Origin of the sequence: Pseudomonas sp., assembly GCF_030684895.1 — a bacterium.
In the GTDB taxonomy this organism is placed as follows: Bacteria; Pseudomonadota; Gammaproteobacteria; order Pseudomonadales; family Pseudomonadaceae; genus Aquipseudomonas.
Window position 1 is genome coordinate 81,436 of the sequence record NZ_JAUXXP010000086.1, and the last position, 18,552, is coordinate 99,987.

Below are 18,552 nucleotides of genomic sequence, written 5' to 3' on the forward strand. Positions count from 1 at the left end.
CAGCTCCCATTGCTCCTTTGGCCTTAAGGCGCCCTGTGCGGCGCCTGTTTTCTCGGCTTGGAGCCTGGCCTCTGACCCCAGGCTGTCGCTTTGACAGCGCTTGCAAGGGGCACCGAATGCTACGAACAACCCTATTTCTGCTGGGCTTGATGCTGCTGAGCAGCGTTCAGGCGCAGCCTCTGCGTATCGCCATGGAAGGGCAGTTCCCGCCCTTCGAGCAAATCGATGCGACAGGCCAGTTGCGCGGCTTCAATGTCGATATCGCCCAGGCCTTGTGCCAGGCCATGGCGGCGGATTGTCAGCTGGTCAGGTTTGCCTGGGACGACTTGATTCCGGCGCTTAACGAGCAGCGCGCGGACCTGATTCTGGCGTCCATGTCGATCACCGAACAACGTGCCGAGCGTGTGGATTTCACCGCCAAATATGCGCAGACCCCGGCGTTCTTCTTTGCCCGCAAGGGCCTGGTCAATCAGGTGATCATCACCCCAAGACGTATAGCCGGCAAACGTCTGGGCGTGCAGCGCGACACCACTTATGACCGCTTCCTCACTGACAAATACCAGCAGCACACCGAGGTGCTGCGCTTCGATTCCGCCGAGGGCATGTATCAGGCGCTCGGCGCAGGGCACGTCGACCTGGTGCTGGATGACGCGGTGTCCGGCTATTTCGGCTTTCTCGACACGGCCCAGGGCCAGGGTTTCGAGCAGGTCGGCAACCAGGTGGTTGCCCCCAAACACTTTGGCAAAGGCCAGGGCATCGCCGTGCGCAAGGGCGATCAGGTGCTGCGTGAGCGGCTGGATAGAGCCCTAAGCGTGATTCTCAGCAATGGCGTCTACAAGCGCATCGAGAAGCAATACTTCAAACAATTCACGGTGTATTAGCAGGCTGTTGAAAAACTACCTACGTTGCCATCGCGGCGTTAAAAACAGGCTCAAAATGCTCATTTACAACTCGTAAACTCCGCTTTTTCGCCTGTTTTTGCCTTGCGCTGGCTGCCTCGTCAACGCTTTTCAACGGCCTGCTAGCCGAAGGAGTCAGCCACCCAGAGAGCCATGTCGCGTTATCTGCAGCAGTTCCCGTTTTACAACTCTCACAACAAGCGTGCGCCGAGCGCACATCGGAGAACTCGAACCATGATCAGATCCTTTATGCGGTGCAGTGTCTTGCTGCTCGCTCTTCTCCCCATTACCGGTTACAGCGCCGGCCCGCTGGTATTGATTGGCGGCGGCCTTAAGGATGACAACACGGCGATCTATCAACGCCTGATTCAGCTGGCCGGTGGCAGTGGCCAGGCGCGGATTGGCGTCATCACCGCGGCCTCGATCCCGGAAAGTGCCGACCCGGCAGCGGGCACGGCCAATGCCGCCAACTCCAAAGCCAATGGCGCGTTCTATGCCCAGTTGCTGAAGACCTACGGGGCTGTCGATGCGCAGTGGATTCCCATTGATCTGGACAAAATCAGCAACAACAGCAACCCGCAGGTGATCGCGCAGATCAACAGCATGACCGGCTTCTTTTTCGGCGGTGGTGACCAGTCGCGTCTGACCCAGACCCTGCAAACCGCGACCCGTGCTGATAGCCCTGCCTTGGCGGCCATTCGTGCGCGGCACAACGCTGGTGCGGTATTGGCGGGCACCAGTGCCGGCACTGCGATCATGGTGCAGGGGCCGATGGTCACCGGCGGTGAAAGCTATAACGCGCTGCGTTATGGCGTGTACACCTCACCGGGTGGCGACGACCTGTCCTACGACATGCAGGGCGGTTTCGGCTTCTTCAACTACGGTTTGCTCGATACCCACTTTAGCGAGCGTGGTCGTCAGGGCCGCATCGTGCGCCTGGCCGATCACACCCAGGTGCCGTTTGCCTTCGGTGTCGATGAAAACACCGCTCTGCTGGTGCAGAACAACCCCGCCCTGGGTCAGGTGGAGATGGAGGTGGTCGGTGAAAATGGCGTATTTATCTTCGACCTGCGCAACAAGGCGCGTGGTGCGGGTAGCAGCTACATCCTGTATGACGTGCTGGGCAGCTACCTGACGGCGGGTGATCGCTATCGCCCGGTCACGGGTCAGTTTGTCATCGCCAGCGGCAAGACCAGCCTGCGTGGCCGTGAGCGTTACAGCTCGGCGATGACCGCCACCAGCGATATTTTCAGCAGCCCGAACAACAGCACCAGCGCTGGTCGGCGCAATCCACGTGAGTTCGTCAAAGTCAGCGCCGACCTGTTCGACAGCCGTGCGACCAGCACCCTGGGGCGTACCTATGAGACCAATCCGCGTTTTCGCGTCGACCTGATCAAAAGCAGCCAGTTCGACAGCCACGGTTACCAGGGCACCGTTGGTGGCAAGAACATGCTGTCCTACCTGCGTTTACTGATGGATTTTCGTCCTAACTAAGCGAACTGAGGCGCCGGCTTTTACTGGCAGCGACAACTGAGCCAAGCCACTTTCTGTTTGAAAGTGGCTTGGCTATTTCAGTTGGATGGTCAAGGTTTTCTGCACGATGTGCGCATCTGCCCTACATTTCGCCTCAGTAACTGGCTGATTGTTCGGCGGCTGGCCCTCACGCAGAATGCGCCGCGCGTTTGCGGCTGGTCAGCCAGCGGGCAGGCGTTGCACGATAACCATGCCAAGCCAGGGAGAGGTTTCTGTCAGTTGTACCGGGGTATGCCCCGTCTGAGGAGTCTGTAAATGTCTGCGCGGGTTGTATTGGTCGATGATCACGAGTTGGTCCGTGCGGGCATTCGCGCGCTGCTGATCGAGGCAGGCTATCAGGTGGTGGCCGAGGGCAGTGACGGTGATCAGGTAGAGGCGCTGGTCGAGCGTCATCAGCCCGATGTGCTGCTGCTCGATCTGACCATGCGTCGCTGCTCGGGGCTGGAGGCGCTGACCATGGTGCGTTCACGCTGGCCGCAGCTGCCGGTGATTCTGCTGTCCATGCATGACACCCGCGACTATGTGCTCAAGGCCATGCAGATGGGCGCCAGCGGTTATCTGCTTAAGGATGCGGCGGTGATCGAGCTGCAACTGGCCCTGCAATCGGTACTGGGCGGCCACCGTTATCTCAGCCCGCGTGTTGCCGGTCAGGTTATTGATGCCGCCTCTGGGCGCAGTGGTGAAGACCCACTGGAGCTGCTCACCAGCCGACAGCAGGAGGTGCTGTACTGGCTGGCCAAGGGCAAAAGCAACAAGGAAGTGGCGTTTATCCTCAACCTCAGCGTGAAGACGGTCGACACCCACCGTGCCCAGATCATGGAGCGCCTGGCCATTCGCGACCTGGCCGGCCTGGTGATGTATGCCCTGCGCCGCGGCATTATCAAACTGGACGAGTAAAACCCTCGGTTTCCTGTCTAGGTAGATTTACCTGCGCCCACCGGTAAATCACTGATAAGCCTTTTGGCGTCAATTTTATAAGCTCGCTGTAGTCGATGGCAGTAAGCCATCAGATGGCCTGTCGCCATTAAGTTGGCGATCGGTTCGCTGATGCTCTGAGCCTGACCTATAGTTTTTCCAGCGCGGCCTGTGCGCGCTGTGCCGTAACACGAGTAACGGTGACCTCCCTCGTCAGTACCGAGAAATCCTATGACCAAGCATCCACGACTGTTTGCTTACGTTTCGCGTCCCTGGCTGGTGGCCGGTGCGGTTCTGTTGCCTGGCGCTTGCGTGTTGCTCGCCAGTGTCTGGTGGCACGGCCTGTTGGCCGCCGCCGTGTTGCTGCTGTGGCTGTGGTTGCTGGTGGCCAGCCCGGCGCTTGAGCAAGCTGCCGCTGAGCCGCAGGTATCGGCCCAGGCACTGGGCGAGGTGCAGAGTAACCTGACGGCACTGCGCGAACTGCTCGATGCGGTGCTGCCGTTGTGGATGCGCCATATCGAGCTGGTCAACGGCCAGACCTCCAGCGCCACTGGTGGCCTGACCGAGAAATTTATCAGCATGAGCCAGCAGATCAGCCAGGCCCTGGATCTTGGCGCCGGCGAAGACGGTGGCGGGGTGTTCGAGGTGCTGCGCAGTGCCCAGGTCGAGCTGCCGCAGGCGGTTAAGGCGCTTGACGATACTCGGGGTGAGCGCGAGCGCTTTCTGGTTGAGATCCGCGAACTCAGCCGTTTTGTCACCGAGCTGCATGGCATGGCTGAGGATGTCGCCAAGATCGCCTCGCAAACCAACCTGCTGGCACTTAACGCCGCCATCGAAGCGGCGCGGGCTGGCGAGGCCGGGCGCGGCTTCTCGGTGGTGGCCGATGAGGTACGCAAGCTGTCGTCGATGTCCGGTGAAACCGGCACCAAGATCACCGAGAAGGTGCAGATCATGGGCCGTTCCATGGAGTCCATGGTGGCGCGGGCCGAGCAGATGGACAGCAGCAGCCACGCCAGCATCGAGGCCGCCGAGCGCATTGTCGGCAAGGTGCTCGGTGAGCTGGGCGATGGCGTGGCGCAGCTGGAGCAGCGCCTGCAGATGCTCCAGGGCAACAGCCGCGAGGTCGAGCAGACGGTCAACGCGGTACTGGTTGACCTGCAGTTCCAGGACCGCGTCAGCCAGATCATTTCGCATATCAGCGAGGACATGCAGCGCCTGCGCGACAGCCTCGCCGAGCCGGTGGTGCCGGCCAGCCGCGACTGGCTGCGCCGCCTGGAGTCGAGCTACACCACCCTGGAGCAGCAGCGCGTGCACAGCGGTCAGCGCGCCGCCGGCGTCGAGCAATCTTCGGTCACCTTCTTTTAACGCAACTTCAGAACCACGGGACGCACAGTAATGGGAAAGACGGTCTTGGTAGTGGATGACTCGACCAGTTTTCGGCAAGTCGTCGGCATCGCCCTCAAGGGCGCCGGCTACGACGTGCTGGAGGCCTGTGATGGCAAGGACGCACTGAGCAAGCTGGATGGTCGCAAGATCAACCTGATTGTCTCGGACGTGAACATGCCGAACATGGACGGCATCACCTTCGTCAAATCGGCCAAGTTGTTGCCGGCCTACAAGTTCACCCCAGTGATCATGCTCACCACCGAAGCCGGTGAGGCGAAGAAGGCCGAGGGCAAGGCCGCTGGCGTGCGCGCCTGGGTGGTCAAGCCCTTTCAGCCGCCGGTGCTGCTCGATGCCGTGTCGAAACTGATCCTGCCCTGAGGACGCCCCCCCGTGACCGTAATAAACAGTCGTGAAGAAACTGGACGGTACATCTTTGAAATAGCAGGCGAATTCAATATCTACAGCGCCGGCCAGCTCAAGGATGAACTGCTCGGCCTGCTGGGCAGCCATCAGCAGCTGGAGATTGACCTGGGCGCGGTCGAGGATTTCGACAGCAGCGGGGTGCAGATCCTCCTGCTGCTCAAGCGCGAAGCGCAGCGTCAGGGCCGCAGCCTGGCCTTTATCCAGCACTCGCCAGCAGTGCGCGAAGTGCTCGATCTGCTCAACCTGGTGGCCGAACTCGGCGACCCTGTGGTGATTCCGCTGGATGCCCGTGGAGGTCGCCCATGAACCTTGATCAGGCCCGTGGTGCATTGGTTCAGGAAGCCCGCGAACTGCTGGTGGACATGGAAAATGCGCTGCTGGAAATCGAAAGCGACGGCTACAACGCCGAGCGGGTCAACGCCATCTTCCGCGCCGCGCACACCATCAAGGGGTCGGCCGGGCTGTTTGGTCTGGAGTCGCTGATCAACTTCACCCATGTGGTGGAAAGCCTGCTCGATCAGGTGCGCAACGGCGAAAAATCCCTGGATGGCAGCATGCTTTCGCTGCTGCTGACCTGCGGCGATTACATCGGCAGCCTGATCACCGCCGTCGAAGACCGCAGCGAAGTCATCGACCCCAACCCCGAGCTGCGTGCGCACTTAATCAGCCAGCTCAATGAATACCTGGAGCAAGGCATCGAGCCCGTTGCCGCGCCGGCGCTTCCCGAACAGACGCAACTGTCGCAGGTGCCGAGCGGCAAGGTCGATGTGTTGACCGGCGAAGAAGTCGGCAGTGACCTCTGGCATATCTCGTTGCGGCCCAATAACGACGTGCTGCGCAACGGCATGGACCCGCTGTCGTTTCTGCGCTACTTGAGCAAGCTGGGGCGCATCGTCTACCTGCATACCCTGACCGATACCCTGCCGCAGGCTGAAGCCTTCGACGCCGAAAGCAATTACCTGGGCTTTGAGATCGAGTTCGAATCCCAGGCCAGCAAGCAGGAAGTCGAGGATGCCTTCGAGTTTATTCGCGAAGACAGCCAGCTGCTGATCCTGCCGCCGCACAGCAAGATCGAGGCCTACCTCAACCTGATCGTCAGCCTGCCCGAGTCGCCGCGCAAACTCGGCGAAATCCTGCTCAAGAGCGGCGCGCTGACTGCCCACGAACTGCAGCGCGTACTCGCCCTGCAGTCCGCCGCGCCACAGCCGGCGCCGCCACTGGGCACCTTGCTGGTGGAAGAACAGCTGGTGGCGCCGCCGCTGGTGTCGGCGGCGCTGAGCAAGCAGAAGCAAGCCGACGACAAGCGCGTACACGAGCAGGTGTTTATCAAGGTTGAGGTTGGCAAGCTGGATGAGCTGATCAACCTGGTGGGCGAGCTGGTGATCGCGGGTGCTGCAGCTAGCCTGTCGCTGCGCCAGGGCAATCCGGCAGCCATGGGTGAGGCCAATGAGGCAGTGGCGAATCTGGTTGAGCATATTCGCGATGCTTCACTGTCGCTGCGTATGGTGGCCATCGGTGAAGTGTTCCAGCGCTTCCCACGGGTAGTACGCGATATCAGCAAGGAGTTGGATAAGGATATCGAGCTGCTGATCACCGGCGCGGACACCGAACTGGACAAGTCGATGGTGGAAAAGCTCGCCGATCCGCTGATGCATATCGTGCGCAACGCCATGGACCACGGTATCGAGCGTTCGGTCGATCGCCTGGCTGCCGGCAAGACCCAGCGCGGCGCACTGCGCCTGAACGCCTACCACGAGTCTGGCAGCATTGTGATTGAAGTGACCGACGACGGCCGTGGCCTGGACCGCCCACGCATCCTCGCCAAGGCGCTGGAAAAGGGCTTGGTACAGCCTGACCAGGTGCTCAGTGACAGTGAAGTGTTCCGCCTGATTTTCGAGGCCGGTTTCTCGACTGCCGAGACGGTGACCAACCTCTCCGGACGCGGCGTGGGCATGGATGTGGTGCGCAGCAATATCGAAAAACTGCGCGGCGAGGTCGAGGTGCTCAGCGTATTCGGCCAGGGCACCACAGTGCGCATTCGCCTGCCGTTGACCCTGGCCATTATCGACGGCTTCCAGGTGCGGGTTGCCGATGAGGCCTTCGTGCTGCCGCTGGATCAGGTGGTCGAGTGTGTTGATCTCGGCCCGCAGGTCGAGCTGCATGACCTGCTCAACCTGCGCGGCGAACCGCTGCCCTATGTGCGCCTGCGCAATCTGTTCGGCCTGCCGCCGAGTGTCGGCGCGCGCGAGAGCCTGGTGGTGCTGCAGTACGGCAGTAGTCGCGCGGGCGTGGTGGTCGATCAACTGATTGGCGAATTCCAGGCCGTAATCAAACCCCTGGGCCAGATTTTTGCGCAAAACAAGGTGCTCAGCGGCTCCACCATTCTTGGTGATGGCAGCGTGGCACTGATTCTTGATGTGCCGAATTTGATCCAGCGCGCCTGTACGGCCGCTGAAAATACAACAAGCCCTGCGGTGCAAAGGGCTGCAATAACTCACTGAAGGTCAGGAGATCCACCATGCAATGGTTCATGAATCTGAAATTGGCGACCAAGCTGATCATGGCTTTCCTGATCGTTGCCGCTATCGCGGCGACCATTGGCTTTGTCGGTAATCGCAGTGTCAATACCGTCAACGATATGATGACGGACATCTATGCCAATCAGCTGGTGCCGATCCATGACGTCGGCAATATCCGTGCCCAGGGTGCTGACAACTTCCGCCGCCTTTACCAGATGGCCAACACCCAAAGCCCGCGCGAAGTAGAGCAGATCAAGGAAAAGATTCTTGAGAGCAATCGTTTAATTGCCCAAGGCTACAAACACTACCTGGCAACGGTGCTATCACCCGAAGAAGAGGCCGTGGTACCCAAGCTGGATGCCGCTGAGGAAAAGTACCAAAAGGCCGTTGAGCGGTTCACCAACATGCTCTCGCAGGGTAGTCAGGGCGAGGCCCTCATGTACCTTGGCGGTGACGTGAATGTCTACTTCAATGAGGTGCGTGAGCACCGTGCCGCCCTGGCCGAAATCATGGCCAAGAATGCGGCCACCACCAACGCGCAGTCCGATGCGATAATCGGCGACATCATGACCCTGCTGACCAGTCTGATGATCGGCGGCTTCATCATCTCCATCGCCCTGGGGCTGCTGGTCACACGAGTTGTGGTAGGGCAGCTTGGCGGAGAACCAGCCTATGCCGCCGAAGTGGTCAGCCGTGTTGCCGAGGGTGATCTAACCATCGATGTCCAGTTGCGCAATAACGACAACACCAGTCTGCTGGCAGCGATGAAGCGGATGACCGAGAAGTTGCGCGCCATCATGGGCGATGTACGCATGACCGCCGACTCGCTGGCTTCGGCCTCCGAGCAAGTCGCAGCTTCGGCCCAGGCGCTGAGCCAGAACGCCTCCGAGCAAGCCGCCAGCGTTGAGGAAACCAGCGCCTCGGTGGAAGAAATTGCCGCCACCGTGGCGCAGAACAGCGAGAACGCCAAGGTCACCGACGGCATGGCCAGCCAGTCCTCCAAGGATGCGGTGGAAGGCGGCGCGGCTGTACGCGAGATGGTCAATGCCATGCGCCAGATCGCCGGCAAGATCGGCATCATCGATGACATCGCTTACCAGACCAACCTGCTCGCACTTAACGCCGCGATTGAAGCGGCGCGCGCCGGTGACCACGGCAAAGGCTTTGCTGTGGTGGCCGCTGAGGTGCGTAAGCTGGCCGAACGCAGCCAGATAGCCGCGCAGGAAATCGGCGCGGTGGCCAGCGACAGCGTGACTCTGGCCGAACGCGCCGGGCAACTGCTGGAGCAGATGGTGCCGTCGATCCGCAAGACCGCCGATCTGGTGCAGGAAATCTCCGCCGCCTCGCGTGAACAGAACACCGGGCTGGAGCAGATCAACCTAGCGGTTGGCCAACTGGCGCAGATCACTCAGGTGAATGCTTCGGCTTCCGAAGAGCTGTCCTCGACTTCCGAGGAAATGAGCGGCCAGGCCGTGCAGCTGCAGGAGATGATTCAGTTCTTCCAGCTGGCGGAAGTCGCCGCGCGGCAGATACAGGGCACGCCGACCGGTAGAAACCGGCCACCGGCCATGAGCAAGCCGACGCAGCCGGTACGCCGCCATCTGCACGATGATCAGGTCGATGAGTCGGCGTTCACCCGCTTCTAGGAGGCTGCCATGAGTACCTTGCCAGCCCATATCCAGGGCCGCGCTGCGGCCCCGGTGGAAACGCCACTGACCCAGCAGTTTCTGACCTTGACCCTGGGCCAGGAGCTGTTCGCCCTGCCGATTGAGCATATTCGCGAAATTATCGAGTTTGGCGGCCTGACTGAAATTCCACTGATGCCGACTTTCCTGCGCGGGGTGATCAACCTGCGCGGCGCGGTGGTGCCAGTGATTGATCTGGCCGTGCGCTTCGGCCGTGAGCGCACGCCAATTGCCAAGCGCACCTGCATCGTGATCGTCGAGGTCGAGCAGGGCGACAGCATGCAGCTGCTCGGCATCATCGTCGATGCAGTCAACGAAGTGCTGGCCGTGGAAGGCCATCAACTGGAAAGCCGCCCGGCCTTTGGCGCGCGGATTCGCGCAGATTTTATTGCCGGCATCCTCAAGCACCATGAGCAGTTTGTGGTGGTGCTGGATATTCCTCAGGTGCTGTCACTCGATGAGCTTGCCGAGCTGGTGGGCGGCCTTGAGCACAGTGAAGGGTGAGGCGTTATGGCTGATGGCGGGTGGGCAATGAATGCAGGCACACAGGTTGCGCTGAGCGAACCGGAGTTTCGTCAGCTGCAGGCGCTGTTCTATGAACGGGTCGGCATTCAGCTGCCACCGGTCAAGAAACCGCTGATCTGTGGGCGCCTGTCCAAACGCCTGACGGCGCTGGGGCTGAGCAGCTATCAGCGCTATTACCAGCACCTGATTTCGCCACAGGGCACGGCCGAGCTGGAGATTGCGATTGATCTGATCACCACCCACGAAACCTATTTTTTCCGTGAGCCCAAGCACTTCGATTTCCTCCAGCAGAAGATTCTGCCGGCCTGTGCCGGCCAGGCGGATTTTCGCGCCTGGAGCGCGGCCAGCTCCACCGGTGAGGAGGCCTATACCCTGGCGATGCTGCTGCACGAAGCGCGCCCGCACCTGGGCTGGAGCGTGCTCGGCACCGATATCAGCCGTCAGGTGGTGCAGAGCGCCGAGCGTGGCCTGTACCTGATGGAGCGCGGCAGCAAGATTCCCACGCACTACCTCAAACGCTACTGCCTCAAGGGCAAGGATCAGTACAAGGGCTACTTTTTGGTCGAACGCGGGCTGCGGGAGCGGGTCGAGTTTCGCCAGGGCAATCTCAACTTGCCGGCGCCTGAGCTGGGCCTGTTCGAGCTGATCATGCTGCGTAACGTGCTGATCTATTTCGATCAGGACACCAAGCAGCGGGTGCTGCACAACGTGGTGCAACGCCTCAAGCCCGGCGGCTGGTTGATGGTCGGCCACTCCGAGGCGCTGCATGACACCGGCTTGCCGATTGAAATGGTCGCCTCGTCGATCTACCGCAAGGTGGCGGTATGAGCCGCAGCTGCTTTCTCAAACCCGGCGAGCTGTATTTCGGCGGTGGTGATGTGCGCGTGGAAACCCTGCTGGGGCCCTGCGTCTCCATCGTGCTGTGGTTTCCCGAGGCTGCCAAGGGCGGTATGTGCCACTTCCAGTTGCCCGGCCTGCGCCGCGTCAGTGAGCACGCGCGCGATCTGGATGGGCGCTACGGGGTGGATGCCTGGGTCTGGCTGAAGCAGCAGATGCGCGTACACGCACTGCGTCTGGAGCAGGCCCAGGTCAAGCTGTTCGGCGGTGCGCGCAGCCTGAGCAAGCCCGGCTCCAACCTGCGTACCGATATCGGCGCACAGAACATCGCTTTCGTCGAAAACCTGATGGCTGAGCTGGGTGTGCAGGTGGCCGGGCGTGACCTGGGCGGTGAGGGTTGCCGTTTTCTGCGCTTCGAGCTGGCCAGCGGTGAAGTCTGGGTGCGCCGTGGCGCGGCATTGAGTATTGAACCGCTTGAGGCGCTGCAGTAATGGCTATCAAGGTGATGATTGTTGATGACTCGGCGGTGATGCGTGAGGTCATGCAGCAGCTGCTGGCGCCGCACAAGGACATCGAAGTGGTTGGCGCCGCGATGGACCCGCTGCTGGCCCTGCAGAAGATGAAAACCGTGTGGCCGGACGTGATCCTGCTCGATGTGGAAATGCCGCGCATGGACGGCATCACTTTTCTGCGCCAGATCATGGCCACTCGGCCGACGCCGGTGGTGATCTGCTCGACCCTGACCGAGAAGGGCGCGGACATTACCCTGCAGGCGCTGTCGGCCGGCGCGGTGGAGGTGATCACCAAACCGACCATGGGCCTGCGTGATTTTCTCCAGGGCAGCGCCCAGGAAATGCTTGCCGCCATCCGTACCGCGGCAAAAGCCCGGGTGCGTGGCGCAGCAGTGCCTACACTGGAAAAAAACAGTGTTGATGCGGTCGTCAGTGCGCCGAGTGCCGGGCTGCACAATCAGCGCACCAGTGAACGGATTGTCGTGCTGGGCACCTCGACCGGCGGTACCCAGGCGCTTGAGCAGGTGTTGAGCCAGCTGCCACGTAGCGCGCCAGCGATTGCCATCGTTCAGCACATGCCGGAGAAGTTCACCCGCAGCTTTGCCGAACGCCTGGATTCGCTGTGTGCCATTGAAGTGCGCGAGGCGCAGAACGGCGACCGGCTACTGCCGGGCCTGGCGCTGATTGCGCCGGGCGGCAAGCATATGTTGGTCAAACGCAGTGGTGGTCAGTACCACGTGGAGGTCAAGGATGGGCCGCTGGTCAGTCGTCACCGTCCTTCCGTTGATGTGCTGTTCCGCTCTGCCGCCGTGCAGGCCGGGCGCAATGTGCTGGCCGTTATCATGACCGGCATGGGCGACGATGGCGCTCGCGGTTTGAAAGATTTGCATGAGGCGGGGGCCAAAACCTACGCCCAGGATGAAGCCAGTTGCGTGGTGTTCGGCATGCCCAAAGAGGCAATCAAATTGGGCGGTGTCGATCAGGTGGTCGCGCTGGATGACATCCCGAACGTTCTGATGAGCTGGAGGTAGCAGGTGGAAGAGGCAGTCAACAGATTTCCCCAGCATGTGCTGGTGATCGATGACAGCGAACTGCAGCGCCAGTTTACCGCTGAGCTGTGCAGCGAGATGGGTATTGAAGACATCCTGCAGGCGGTGGATGGCTTCGACGCGATTGCCCAGATGAAAACCAACCCGCAAATTCAGGTGATCGTGCTCGATCTGGAGATGCCCGGCATGGACGGCGTACAGGTGCTGCACGAAATGGCCCGCCTGGCGCTGAACCATTCTGTGGTGGTGGCCAGTGCGCGCGAGAGTGTGCTGCTCAATGTGGTCGAGAGCATGGGCCGCAGCCTGGGCCTGCACCTGCTCGGCGTGCTGCAGAAACCCATCAGCCATGAGCAGCTGGCCGCCAGCCTGAGCCGTTTTGCGGTACAGGCAGTGCAGGCTGAGCAATTTGCCGCGCCACGCGCGCTCTGGCCGCAGCTGACTGAGGCGGATGTGCAGCGCGCGCTGCGTGAGCATGAGTTCGTCGCCTATTTCCAACCCAAGATCAACCTGGCCAACGGTCGCCTGAAAGGCGTCGAGGCGCTGGTGCGTTGGCAGCATCCGGTGCATGGCCTGCTGGCGCCGGGGCTGTTCGTCGATATGATCGAGCGCAGCCATTACATCTCGGACATGACCCTGCAGATGCTCGACATGTCCCTGGCGCACTGCCGGCAGTGGCATGACGCCGGTCTACCGCTGAGTTTTTCCTTCAACGTGTCGGCGCGCTCGCTGGCGGATTCCAAGCTGGCCGACGAGATCATTGCGCGGGTGGCGGCCAGTGGTATCGAGCCGCAGTACGTGATTCTGGAAATCACCGAAAGCGCGATCATGACCGACCTCAGTATTACCCTCGGCACCCTGGCGCGCCTGCGTCTGAAAGGCTTTGGCCTGTCGGTGGACGACTACGGCACCGGGTTTTCCTGCATGTTGCAGCTGTCGCGGGTGCCCTGCACGGAGCTTAAGGTTGACCGCGCCTTCGTCAATGGTGCCAGTGAGAGTCTGCATTTGCGCATCCTGCTGGAAAGCGCGCTGGATATCGCCAGCAAGCTTGGCCTGGGCGTGGTCGCCGAGGGGGTGGAAACCCTGCAGGACTGGCAGCTGCTGCGTGATCTGGGCTGTGGTGAAGTACAGGGCTATTTTGTCGCCAAGCCGATGCCGGGTGATGCGCTGCTGGCCTGGTGGCGCAGCAATGAGGCGCGCTTGCGCGGCCTGGTGATGGCAACCTCTTAACCCAGGCCGATAGTTGCTTGGCTGCTGGGGTGATTGTCTAAACGGGCGTGAATCAACGCTCGTCTTCGGTTGTTTCCAGGCTCTGTAGCACCACCTGTTCCAGTGCGTTGCCGGGCTCTGGCTGCGTGCCGGCCAGCTGGCCGAGCAATTGCCACTGTTGGTCCAGCTCGCTGTTGATTGCCAGCATGCGCTCGATCATTTTGCACGCAGTGGCGTTCACGGCGCTGTCCTGGGTGTTGAGCAGTTCAAACGACATCGCGGTGATGGCGGCAGTCAGGTGGGTGAGGGTGCGCGTGGACAGGCTGAGCAACTCGGTCAATTGCGCTTCCTTGGCAGTCATGGTCATCTCCTTGTGAATCCCGCCCTGAGCTTAGCGCGACATTGTGTCGCCCGGCTATCCGCTCCATCGCCTGAGTCCTACCGCCTGGCTTGTGTATGCCTTCTGTTTAGCGTCCGCCGGCCGGTTGTGCGCGCACTCCGTCGGCCACTGCGCGGATAGTGGCCTGTTGTGCTTTGCTCAGTTAAGGCGTGAATACAGTATGTGGTGCAACCTACTGGCTGTTGCGGTTGTACCTGTCGTCGGAAGCACTGCGGTTTTTTAAAACGAGCGTTTTGCTTACTTAGCGTGCGATTTTCACTGGAACCGCGGTAGAACTGGGCTTGCGCCAGAAGGTACTAAGATTCAGCGCTGCTGAAGGCCGTAAAAAACTCTGGTTTTGTTTGGTTGCACCTAGTTGCACCTCGCGCCTTCTGCGGTTTAATCTCTCGCCAGATTTTTTGCGCCTCGCCTTCTATGGCAGCCACCCTGGTTGGTTGCGGAGGTAGCGCAAATTGCTTTCGGCGATTTTTTGCCGTGCTTCAGCCCATACAGGACAAACCAATGGCCACTACCACCCTTGGCGTAAAGCTCGATGATGCAACCCGTGATCGCCTCAAGCAGGCTGCGCAGTCGATTGACCGCACGCCGCATTGGCTGATCAAGCAGGCGATCTTCAATTATCTCGAGCAGATCGAGGGTGGTCTGACCCCGGCCGAGCATTCGGGTCTGGCGGCAGTTGCCGGTGAAGAGTCGGTTGACGCTCTGACCGAGCAAGGCTTGCAGGTGTTCCTCGATTTTGCCGAAAGCATCCTGCCGCAATCGGTATTGCGCGCGGCGATTACCGGCGCTTATCGCCGCCCGGAAACCGAAGCCGTGCCAATGTTGTTGGAGCAGGCGCGCCTGCCCAAGGACATGGCCGAGGCCAGCAACACGCTGGCCATGGGCATTGCCGAGAAGCTGCGCAGCCAGAAGAACGCCGGTGGCCGTCAGGGCCTGGTGCAGGGCTTGCTGCAGGAATTCTCGCTGTCTTCGCAGGAAGGTGTGGCGCTGATGTGCCTGGCCGAAGCGCTGCTGCGTATTCCGGATAAGGCCACTCGTGACGCGCTGATCCGCGACAAGATCAGCAACGGCAACTGGAGTCAGCACCTGGGTAACAGCCCGTCGATGTTCGTCAACGCCGCCTCTTGGGGCCTGCTGATCACCGGCAAACTGGTGGCCACGCACAATGAAGCCGGCCTGGTGACCTCGCTCAATCGCATTATCGGCAAAGGCGGCGAGCCGCTGATCCGCAAGGGCGTGGACATGTCCATGCGCCTGATGGGCGAGCAGTTCGTCACCGGTGAAACCATCGCCGAAGCCCTGGCCAACGCCACCAACATGGAAAGCAAAGGCTTCCGTTATTCCTACGACATGCTCGGTGAAGCCGCGCTGACCGATGAAGACGCCAAGCGCTACCTGGCGTCCTACGAGCAGGCCATCCATGCCATCGGCAAGGCCTCCCATGGTCGTGGCATCTACGAAGGCCCGGGCATTTCGATCAAGCTTTCGGCGCTGCACCCGCGCTACAGCCGCGCGCAGTACGAGCGGGTGATGGATGAGCTGTACCCGATCCTGCTCGGCCTGACCAAGCTGGCCAAGCACTACGACATCGGCCTGAACATCGATGCCGAAGAAGCAGACCGCCTGGAAATCTCCCTTGATCTGCTGGAACGTCTGTGTTTCGACCCGGCGCTGACCGGCTGGAACGGTATCGGCTTTGTCATCCAGGCCTATCAGAAGCGCTGCCCGTATGTGATCGACTACGTCATCGACCTGGCCAAGCGCAGCCGTCACCGCCTGATGATCCGCCTGGTAAAAGGCGCCTATTGGGACAGCGAGATCAAGCGCGCCCAGGTCGAAGGTCTGGAAGGCTATCCGGTGTATACCCGCAAGCCGTACACCGATATTTCCTACATCGCCTGCGCGCGCAAGCTGCTGGCCGTGCCGGAAGCCATCTACCCGCAATTCGCCACCCACAACGCCCACTCGTTGTCGGCCATCTACCAGCTCGCCGGGCAGAATTACTACCCCGGTCAGTACGAATTCCAGTGCCTGCACGGCATGGGTGAACCGTTGTACGAGCAGGTGGTGGGCAAGGTGGCCGATGGCAAGCTGAACCGTCCGTGCCGCATCTATGCACCAGTGGGCAGCCATGAAACCCTGTTGGCTTACCTGGTGCGTCGCCTGCTGGAAAACGGCGCGAACACCTCGTTCGTCAACCGCATTGCCGACCACAGCATCTCGATCAAAGAGCTGGTGCTCGACCCCGTGCAGCAGGTCGAGCAGATGGCCACCCAGGAAGGCGGCCTTGGCCTGCCGCACCCGCGCATTGCTCTGCCGCGTGCGCTGTATGGCGACGCCCGCTTGAACTCCGAAGGCATCGACCTGGCCAACGAGCACCGCCTGGGTTCGCTGTCTTCGGCGCTGCTGAGCAGCACCAACAACGCCTACAAGGCCATGCCGCTGCTCGGTTGCGAAGCGCCTGAGCTGGGTGAAGCGCAGCCGGTACGCAATCCGGCGGACCACCGCGACATCGTTGGCCATGTGCATGAGGCCAGTGAGCAGGATGTACGCAACGCCGTGCTCTGCGCCGTGTCCAGCGGGCAGATCTGGCAGTCGACCCTGCCGGCCGAGCGCGCCGCCGTGCTCGATCGCGCCGCCGACCAGATGGAAGCGGAAATGCAGCAGCTGATGGGCCTGCTGGTGCGTGAATCCGGCAAAACCTTCGCCAACGCCATTGCCGAAGTGCGCGAGGCGGTGGACTTCCTGCGCTACTACGCGGCGCAGGCGCGCAACCACTTCAGCAATGACAGCCACCGCCCGCTGGGCCCGGTGGTGTGCATCAGCCCGTGGAACTTCCCGCTGGCGATCTTCAGTGGTCAGGTTGCCGCCGCTCTGGCTGCCGGTAACACCGTGCTGGCCAAGCCGGCCGAGCAGACCCCGTTGATCGCCGCTCAAGCTGTACGCATCCTGCTCGACGCCGGTGTGCCGAGCGGCGCCGTGCAACTGCTGCCGGGCCGTGGCGAAACCGTCGGCGCTGGCCTGATCGGCAACGAGCGGGTGCGTGGCGTGATGTTTACCGGCTCCACCGAAGTGGCTGGGATTATCCAGCGCAACCTCGCCGGTCGCCTGGACGCCCAGGGCCGCACCATTCCGCTGATCGCCGAAACCGGCGGCCTCAACAGCATGATCGTTGACTCCTCGGCGCTCACCGAGCAGGTGGTGGTCGATGTGGTGGCTTCGGCCTTCGACAGCGCCGGCCAGCGCTGCTCGGCACTGCGCGTGCTGTGTGTGCAGGAAGACGTGGCGGATCGAGTGATCAACATGCTCAAGGGCGCCATGGCCGAATACAGCCTGGGCAACCCGGAGCGCCTGAGCACCGATATCGGTCCGGTGATCGACGCGGAAGCCAAGGGCAATATCGACCAGCACATCGAGAAGATGCGCGAGAAGGGCCGCAAGGTGTTCCAGGCCGCCCGCGCCGTGGGTGAAGACATCAAGCGCGGCACCTTTGTGCTGCCGACGCTGATCGAGCTGGACAGCTTCGACGAGATGCAGCGTGAGATCTTCGGTCCGGTATTGCACGTGGTGCGCTACCCGCGTGCTGATCTGGGCAAGTTGCTGCAGCAGATCAACGACAGCGGCTACGGTCTGACCCTCGGCGTGCACACGCGCATCGACGAAACCATTGCCCAGGTGGTCAACACCGCCAAGGTCGGCAACCTGTATGTAAACCGCAATATGGTTGGCGCAGTGGTTGGCGTGCAGCCATTCGGCGGCGAAGGCTTGTCCGGCACCGGCCCGAAAGCTGGTGGCCCGCTGTATATGTACCGCCTGCTGGCGACCCGTCCGCAGGATGCAGTGGCCAAGCAGCTGCAGCAGGAAAATGGCGAAATCCAGCGCCCGGCCGAGCAGGCCAAGGTGATTCAGGCGCTGCAGGATTGGGCTGCCAAGCATGAGCCGAGCCTGAGTGCCCTGAGCGCGCAGTATGTTGAGCTGGCGCAGAGCGGCACCGTGCAGATGCTCAACGGCCCAACCGGTGAGCGCAACAGCTACAGCCTGCTGCCGCGTGAGCATGTGCTGTGTCTGGCTGATGAGCGCAGCGACCTGCTGGTGCAGCTGGCAGCGGCCTTGGCCGTGGGTTGCCAGGTACTGTGGCAGGAAGGCGAGCTGACCCGCGAGCTGTTTGCTGCACTGCCCAAGGCCGTGCAGCAACGCATCACAGTGCTCAGCCAGTGGAGCGAAAGCGACACTACGTTCGACGCCATCATTCATCACGGTGACTCCGATCAGCTGCGCGAAGTCTGCCAGCTAGCGGCTCAGCGCCCTGGCGCAATCATCGGTGTGCATGGTTTGCACAAAGGCGAGACGGATATCCCGCTGGAGCGCCTGCTGATCGAACACGCCCTGAGCATCAACACCGCAGCAGCTGGTGGCAACGCCAGCCTGATGACCATCGGCTAACAGGGATTACGAGCATCCCACCCCGACCGGTTCGCCGGCCGGGGTGGTTGGCAACACCGGCTTACCGCCACCCCCAGGCACCTTGCCCAGGTGTCTGATGCTGCACTGCAGCGCCCGTCGTACATCCGGCAACGGAGGGTTACCCACCCGGTACGATGCGTTTCTTCCCCTCTGGCATTTCGATGCACTGCGTCCGCCTACCCGGCGGCGCAGGAACGGA

Annotated in this window: 13 protein-coding genes and 3 pseudogenes; 15 read left to right on the top strand and 1 reads right to left on the bottom strand. The window is 61.5% G+C overall.

Annotated features, from left to right (window positions below):
- Positions 1-116 precede the first annotated feature (116 nt).
- From Q8M42_RS19135 to Q8M42_RS19195, 14 genes and pseudogenes are all read left to right on the top strand, one after another.
- A complete protein-coding gene (locus tag Q8M42_RS19135) occupies positions 117-881 on the top strand; it encodes a transporter substrate-binding domain-containing protein (RefSeq protein ID WP_304868425.1) in 765 nt (254 codons plus the stop codon).
- A gap of 267 nt (positions 882-1,148) precedes the next feature.
- Positions 1,149-2,393: a cyanophycinase gene (locus Q8M42_RS19140; protein ID WP_304868426.1), complete on the top strand. Its 1,245-nt coding sequence runs from the start codon at positions 1,149-1,151 to the stop codon at positions 2,391-2,393.
- A gap of 294 nt (positions 2,394-2,687) precedes the next feature.
- On the top strand, positions 2,688-3,329 hold the full coding sequence (locus Q8M42_RS19145; RefSeq protein ID WP_304868427.1) for a response regulator transcription factor: 642 nt from the start codon (positions 2,688-2,690) through the stop codon (positions 3,327-3,329).
- Positions 3,330-4,127: 798 nt separating this feature from the next.
- A pseudogene (locus Q8M42_RS21050) lies at positions 4,128-4,712 on the top strand (methyl-accepting chemotaxis protein); the annotation flags it as partial.
- Positions 4,713-4,742: 30 nt separating this feature from the next.
- Positions 4,743-5,111: a response regulator gene (locus Q8M42_RS19155; RefSeq protein ID WP_182834340.1), complete on the top strand. Its 369-nt coding sequence runs from the start codon at positions 4,743-4,745 to the stop codon at positions 5,109-5,111.
- 12 nt (positions 5,112-5,123) lie between these two features.
- Positions 5,124-5,462 (top strand): lipid asymmetry maintenance protein MlaB, encoded by a 339-nt coding sequence (locus tag Q8M42_RS19160; RefSeq protein ID WP_304868429.1) that lies wholly within the window; start codon positions 5,124-5,126, stop codon positions 5,460-5,462.
- A complete protein-coding gene (locus tag Q8M42_RS19165; protein ID WP_304868430.1) occupies positions 5,459-7,657 on the top strand; it encodes a chemotaxis protein CheA in 2,199 nt (732 codons plus the stop codon). The genes Q8M42_RS19160 and Q8M42_RS19165 overlap by 4 nt, the downstream gene beginning before the upstream one ends.
- Before the next feature lie 29 nt (positions 7,658-7,686).
- Positions 7,687-8,217: pseudogene (locus Q8M42_RS21055) on the top strand (MCP four helix bundle domain-containing protein); the annotation flags it as partial.
- 204 nt (positions 8,218-8,421) lie between these two features.
- Positions 8,422-9,181, top strand: a pseudogene (locus Q8M42_RS21060) (methyl-accepting chemotaxis protein); the annotation flags it as partial.
- A 149-nt stretch (positions 9,182-9,330) separates the two neighbouring features.
- Positions 9,331-9,864 carry a chemotaxis protein CheW gene (locus Q8M42_RS19175; RefSeq protein WP_304868432.1) on the top strand — a complete coding sequence of 178 codons (534 nt, stop codon included), beginning with the start codon at positions 9,331-9,333 and terminating at the stop codon, positions 9,862-9,864.
- 27 nt (positions 9,865-9,891) lie between these two features.
- Entirely contained in the window at positions 9,892-10,713 is an 822-nt protein-coding gene (locus Q8M42_RS19180) for a protein-glutamate O-methyltransferase CheR (RefSeq protein WP_304868433.1), read from the top strand.
- Complete coding sequence (locus Q8M42_RS19185; protein ID WP_304868434.1) at positions 10,710-11,213, top strand: chemotaxis protein CheD; 504 nt, start codon at positions 10,710-10,712, stop codon at positions 11,211-11,213. Before Q8M42_RS19180 ends, Q8M42_RS19185 begins: the two co-directional genes overlap by 4 nt.
- On the top strand, positions 11,213-12,265 hold the full coding sequence (locus Q8M42_RS19190; protein ID WP_304868435.1) for a chemotaxis response regulator protein-glutamate methylesterase: 1,053 nt from the start codon (positions 11,213-11,215) through the stop codon (positions 12,263-12,265). The genes Q8M42_RS19185 and Q8M42_RS19190 overlap by 1 nt, the downstream gene beginning before the upstream one ends.
- 3 nt (positions 12,266-12,268) lie before the next feature.
- Positions 12,269-13,510 carry an EAL domain-containing protein gene (locus tag Q8M42_RS19195; RefSeq protein WP_304868436.1) on the top strand — a complete coding sequence of 414 codons (1,242 nt, stop codon included), beginning with the start codon at positions 12,269-12,271 and terminating at the stop codon, positions 13,508-13,510.
- Positions 13,511-13,562: 52 nt separating this feature from the next.
- On the opposite strand, the gene Q8M42_RS19200 is transcribed toward Q8M42_RS19195, so the two are convergent.
- The gene (locus Q8M42_RS19200) at positions 13,563-13,850 is read right to left on the bottom strand and encodes a hypothetical protein (protein ID WP_304868437.1); all 288 of its coding nucleotides are present in this window, start codon (positions 13,848-13,850) and stop codon (positions 13,563-13,565) included.
- Positions 13,851-14,390: 540 nt separating this feature from the next.
- Between Q8M42_RS19200 and putA the strand changes: the two genes are divergently transcribed.
- On the top strand, positions 14,391-18,332 hold the full coding sequence (putA, locus tag Q8M42_RS19205; protein ID WP_304868438.1) for a trifunctional transcriptional regulator/proline dehydrogenase/L-glutamate gamma-semialdehyde dehydrogenase: 3,942 nt from the start codon (positions 14,391-14,393) through the stop codon (positions 18,330-18,332).
- Positions 18,333-18,552: the final 220 nt, after the last annotated feature.

Bases quoted from the DNA above. Each gene is read 5' to 3' on its own strand.
- Q8M42_RS19135 (WP_304868425.1), top strand. From the start codon at position 117: ATGCTACGAACAACCCTATTTCTGCTGGGCTTGATGCTGCTGAGCAGC.
- Q8M42_RS19140 (WP_304868426.1), top strand. From the start codon at position 1,149: ATGCGGTGCAGTGTCTTGCTGCTCGCTCTTCTCCCCATTACCGGTTAC.
- Q8M42_RS19145 (WP_304868427.1), top strand. From the start codon at position 2,688: ATGTCTGCGCGGGTTGTATTGGTCGATGATCACGAGTTGGTCCGTGCG.
- Q8M42_RS19155 (WP_182834340.1), top strand. From the start codon at position 4,743: ATGGGAAAGACGGTCTTGGTAGTGGATGACTCGACCAGTTTTCGGCAA.
- Q8M42_RS19165 (WP_304868430.1), top strand. From the start codon at position 5,459: ATGAACCTTGATCAGGCCCGTGGTGCATTGGTTCAGGAAGCCCGCGAA.
- Q8M42_RS19175 (WP_304868432.1), top strand. From the start codon at position 9,331: ATGAGTACCTTGCCAGCCCATATCCAGGGCCGCGCTGCGGCCCCGGTG.
- Q8M42_RS19180 (WP_304868433.1), top strand. From the start codon at position 9,892: ATGAATGCAGGCACACAGGTTGCGCTGAGCGAACCGGAGTTTCGTCAG.
- Q8M42_RS19185 (WP_304868434.1), top strand. From the start codon at position 10,710: ATGAGCCGCAGCTGCTTTCTCAAACCCGGCGAGCTGTATTTCGGCGGT.
- Q8M42_RS19190 (WP_304868435.1), top strand. From the start codon at position 11,213: ATGGCTATCAAGGTGATGATTGTTGATGACTCGGCGGTGATGCGTGAG.
- Q8M42_RS19200 (WP_304868437.1), bottom strand. From the start codon at position 13,850: ATGACTGCCAAGGAAGCGCAATTGACCGAGTTGCTCAGCCTGTCCACG.
- putA (WP_304868438.1), top strand. From the start codon at position 14,391: ATGGCCACTACCACCCTTGGCGTAAAGCTCGATGATGCAACCCGTGAT.